The following is a 4,555-nucleotide window of genomic DNA, read 5'->3' as shown; positions in this document are numbered from 1 at the left end:
GCCTGGCCCTTGGCGTATGCCTCTACGCAAGGGTACGGTGATCACGCGCCAGCGCTACGCAGAACACATGAGTTAAAGGTAAGGAATAACAATGATTGTACGTGATCTAAAATCGGCAGAAGAGACCCAACGTCGAGTTGTATCGCCTGACGGCAACTGGGAAAGCACCCGAATGCTGCTCAAAGAGGACAACATGGGTTTCTCTTTCCATATCACCACAATTTACAAAGGCGCAGACTTCCAGATGCATTATCAGAACCATCTGGAATCCGTTTACTGTGTGTCAGGTGAAGGCGAAGTTGAAACGCTGGCGGATGGTAAGAAGTACCCGATTAAGCCGGGCACACTCTATATTTTGGATAAACACGACAAGCATATTCTTCGCGCCTTTGAAGAGATGCAGATGGCCTGCGTATTTAACCCGCCTCTGAATGGCAAAGAAGTTCATAACGCCGAAGGCGCGTATGAACTGGAAGCCGAAGCGGTATAAATCCGAGCGGGCTTCTCATTCCAAGGAAGAGCAGCCCGCAGCTTCTTCGATCTGTCGAAGCGAATAAACAGCCCCGCAACACACCCTAGACTATGCAAACCTGCCCAGTCCGCACCCGCTGCAAACCTCCCTCTCCTCCTCTCGACCGTCCATTAAGCCTTAGTATCTGTCCGTGGTTATGACACAGATTCGAGACTAGACTGTGAATGACTCATTCAACCATGGAAAACACGATGATAGCGCAAGGCCAAACACTCCCTGCAAGCAGCTTGAGCCAGCTGACCGACGACGGCATGACTAATCACCAAGTCACTGAATTATTTGCCGATAAGAAAGTGGTTCTGTTTGCCGTCCCCGGTGCATTTACCCCAACCTGCTCCAACGCCCATCTGCCGGGATACGTAGTATTGGCAGATCAGCTCAAAGCTAAAGGTGTCGATATTATCGCCTGTGTATCAGTCAACGATGCGTTTGTGATGAAAGCATGGGGTGACGCACAAAACGCCGATGAGATCATGATGCTGGGTGATGGCGATGCCAGCTTCACAAAATCACTTGGATTAGAGATGGATACCGCGGGTTTTGGCGGCGTACGCTCACAACGCTATGCGATGGTGATCGATAACGGCGTCGTAACTCAGCTCAACGTCGAAGCGCCAAAAGCGTTCGAGGTCAGCAAAGCCGAAGCGATTTTAGCGAGCCTATAATCGGTCTTTGGGCAATAAAAACGGAAGCCAACACTTCAGGCCATGTATCATCTGTTTGCATGGCGAAATAAGAAGAACCCGGCCGATGGCAGCGTTCTTCTTATCTATACGATATAAAGACCGCTGGCTTTCGTCAGGCAGGCTTAACTTTACTGAGCAATGTGCTAAAAACAGTAAGCCGCTCGACCTGTACGACATCGTCGTTATGATAGTGACTTAGCAACACAAACCAAACACAGGTCGTTATAATAAACCTTATATTTAGTCGCCTGCTAAATCAGGCTGCTGTAGAAAATGGAACCTAAGAGATGATGATGAAAATACTTGGAGCTATTGTAGCCGTTTGCTTGGCAATTTTTCTGTTTTATCAAGCACATGGTATGGAAGGCATAAGCCTTGCGCGCTTTGGCTATATATTGGGTGCTGTTGTTTTGATTGTAGTGACAGTCATTATTTTCGTACCCGAAAAACCTGACGAGCAGGAATAGCGACAATACGTGAATATAGGGCACTTTTATTAAACACTGTGTGGACGACGGGTTTAATAAAAGAAGTCGAGCATTGGTTGAGCTGAGTTCAGGGGTCTGCACGCCCCAACAACCGAAAGTTCCAGTTCTCAACCTCGTTCGTCTCAAGGCGCGCTTCAACCTTACTCATCCAGCTATTAGACAACCGGCTCTGATCTTTTAGCTTCAACAGCCCTGCCCCATTGAGCGGATCGCCAAAGAACAGATCACATACCTCGCGCACCGTCATCCTATTAGGCACGCGTTCGATCAGCTCCAGAGGTTCATCAGCAGACACCCAACCGGGTTGAACAACCCGATAGAGCCAACCACAGCGACTGATCGCCTGCATATCCACAGAGAAACCTTCAATCCCCCAGCGTTTATTCAGCTTAAAGCATGGAGAACGCGGCTGACTCACCTCAATCACCGCCTCACCCCACTGATAGCGATCCCCCAAACACACGGTAGTTTCTGTCATACCTTCAGTGCTGAGATTCTCCCCCATGCCTGGTGCCTGCCAATCGATCTCTGCACCGTATTGTTCTCGCCAGTATGCATAGTGCTCAAACGGATACTGATGCAGTGCTCGTTCCAATCCGCCATGGTGCTGACTATCGGCACACCGATCCCCTTCCAACCCTTCGGGTGAAAGATAGATGCGTGTGGTCACCGGAGATTTGTCGATCGCGGTTTCAATCCCGTAATGCTGGGTCGGTACTCCACGATAGAGTCCTTTGAGGTGGAATTGCTTAGTCATTCAATCTCGATTGTTATGGCTGCTATGGGCGTGAGTGAAGTCATCCATCGGATTAGTTAACGCACTTAGCATAACTGCTGCGATCCATATCAAGGACCTCAACCGTCAACGAAATATTGGCCAATGCCAGCACACGCATCTTGTCTAAGATGGACTGAGCCAACATCTGCTTTTGCTCACTGCTGCGCCCCGAAAGGATCTTTGCTGACATGTGCACAAATGGCTTCTGCTCATCCCCAACTTGGTAGTGAGTGTATGCGACCAACCGAGTTTTAATATCCGGACCTTCAAAAAGCCCCGAACCCAATGCCCCGTCGTAAACGGCCTCCATTAACATGGCGGGCGTTAGCACATCTTCCAACTCAACTGAGAACTCAACTATACAATGAGGCAACGTAAACTCCTTGGATCATCATGCGCAACACGAAAGGGATCGGCTAGCCTCCCGGCTTCTGTCTGGGTATCACTCTAGCGACTTTAGTGCACGGTGCAAACGCTGAGTTAACTGTTTTGGATGGACTGTCATCAAAGACACGGAATCACAGGACTGAAAATGACTGAAGTGTGTGATGGCCTCTACAAAAGCTGCCATGACCAATTCTTCATCAAAGCTGTGTTGTTCAAAATGCAGTAGCTTGATTTCCAACTGACCGGTTTTTCGATGCGCCTTACAATCCATTCGCCCAATAAATTCACCCTTGTAGAGCAGCGGTAGAGAGAAGTAGCCGTACTGACGTTTAGCGGCTGGCACATAACATTCTAATTGATAGTCGTACTGGAACACCGCCTTCAACCGATCGCGCTGGATGACGCTGTTGTCGAATGGCGAGAGAATCAACATACGGTCATTCAAACGGGGAAGACGGCGCTCAAGAGCACCTGTTTCCAACATAAAGACTTCACCACTGGACACTTGTACTTGCTCTAACAGTCCCTGCGCTAATCTTTCATTCACCAAAGCTTTCATCGCCTTGCGCAGTTCAGTATTTCGACGCAGGTAGGTCAGCCCTTTAAGCGAGACAAATCCATGACAACGTAACTGCTGATCCAATAGATATGCCGTAAATTCGTCCATGCTGGGCAGTATTGAATTGACGTGAGATGGTAAAACCCGCTCGGTCAGATCATATGTTTTTTGGTAACCTTCGCGATCACTGACCATCAAGTCGCCTTCCATATACAGTTGCTCGATCGCCTTCTTCGCGGGTTTCCAGTCCCACCACCCTGCACGCTTTGTCGTGTTGGTTTCCAAATCGCGGGATCGCAGCGGGCCGTCAGAGCGTATCCGAGCCAACAGCTCACCCATCAGCGCTTTATCAGGGTTCTTATACCAATGAGTTTGACCGGATTTAATGGCGTGCTTGTAGGGTAACGAGAAGCGAAAATCTGCGATGGGGAGCAACGCTGCCGCGTGCGACCAATACTCAAATACCTCTCCATCGAGTAGCATTTGATTAGTCATTGCAGGCTTGAATTTGGGCACGCGAGAGTGAAGAACATGATGATGCGCCCGCTCCACCACCGAAATGGTGTCGATCTGCACATATCCGATGTGGTTAATCGCCTTACGCGCCCCCGCCAAGCCAGCCCCATAGGGCTGGGTTTGCAGCAACCCTTGTGCTGCCAGAGTAAGACGGCGTAGGCGTTTCAGATCGTGCGGACGTTTAATTTCAATCATGGTGATTTATATGACACTATCCGCAATAGAAGATCAAATTCATCCTTAACTGTTCAGGTAGTCATGGCAATGACTGCCAAGAATTGCTATATACAACGTGCACGAACCCACGTTTTTTTATTTTTTGAAACACGTACAATTTTGTTTGTTTTAATCAACGTATTCAACGCCCTAGTGAAATCAGATTTTGGCTGTTTAAGCTTTTTTCGCACTGTTTCTGTCGTTTGCTCTTTCTCGAAATGATCATAAATCCTTTGTTCAAGACTCGGAGCTGCTACTTCCTTTGCCTCTATGACAGACTTAGGTTTGGACTGTATTTTAGGTTCCAAAGCAACTGTGTACTTTATCTTGTGAAGATTGCACTGAAATGAGAACGCTGTAACCAATGCGTTATCTTGCGAATACAAAATAAAT

The 4,555-nt window shown here is 48.3% G+C and carries 7 protein-coding genes; 3 read left to right on the top strand and 4 right to left on the bottom strand.

All coding sequences use genetic code 11. The annotated features are described in order from the left end of the window. Positions 1-91 precede the first annotated feature (91 nt). From ABYW01_RS14860 to ABYW01_RS14850, 3 genes are all read left to right on the top strand, one after another. Positions 92-490, top strand: coding sequence for an ectoine synthase (locus ABYW01_RS14860; RefSeq protein WP_372834087.1), 399 nt, complete (start codon positions 92-94; stop codon positions 488-490). A 233-nt stretch (positions 491-723) separates the two neighbouring features. After that, positions 724-1,197 carry a peroxiredoxin gene (locus tag ABYW01_RS14855; RefSeq protein ID WP_372834084.1) on the top strand — a complete coding sequence of 158 codons (474 nt, stop codon included), beginning with the start codon at positions 724-726 and terminating at the stop codon, positions 1,195-1,197. Positions 1,198-1,505: 308 nt separating this feature from the next. After that, positions 1,506-1,685, top strand: a complete 180-nt coding sequence (locus tag ABYW01_RS14850) for a hypothetical protein (RefSeq protein ID WP_372834081.1) — start codon at positions 1,506-1,508, stop codon at positions 1,683-1,685. An 88-nt stretch (positions 1,686-1,773) separates the two neighbouring features. Here ABYW01_RS14850 and ABYW01_RS14845 read toward each other — a convergent pair whose 3' ends face one another. The 4 genes from ABYW01_RS14845 to ABYW01_RS14830 form a co-directional block, all read right to left on the bottom strand. Continuing rightward, positions 1,774-2,463, bottom strand: a complete 690-nt coding sequence (locus ABYW01_RS14845; protein WP_372834078.1) for an MOSC domain-containing protein — start codon at positions 2,461-2,463, stop codon at positions 1,774-1,776. 52 nt (positions 2,464-2,515) lie between these two features. Beyond that, entirely contained in the window at positions 2,516-2,857 is a 342-nt protein-coding gene (locus ABYW01_RS14840; RefSeq protein ID WP_372834076.1) for a 5-carboxymethyl-2-hydroxymuconate Delta-isomerase, read from the bottom strand. Between the two features lie 69 nt (positions 2,858-2,926). Further along, positions 2,927-4,141, bottom strand: coding sequence for a winged helix-turn-helix domain-containing protein (locus tag ABYW01_RS14835; RefSeq protein ID WP_372834073.1), 1,215 nt, complete (start codon positions 4,139-4,141; stop codon positions 2,927-2,929). A gap of 86 nt (positions 4,142-4,227) precedes the next feature. After that, positions 4,228-4,555 (bottom strand): hypothetical protein (locus ABYW01_RS14830; RefSeq protein ID WP_372834070.1); only part of this gene is annotated, 328 nt, incomplete at its 5' end.

Source organism: Pontibacterium sp. (assembly GCF_041587635.1).
GTDB lineage: Bacteria > Pseudomonadota > Gammaproteobacteria > Pseudomonadales > Balneatricaceae > Pontibacterium.
Note: the sequence above shows the minus strand (reverse complement) of the source record. Positions and strands in the feature narration are given on the sequence as shown.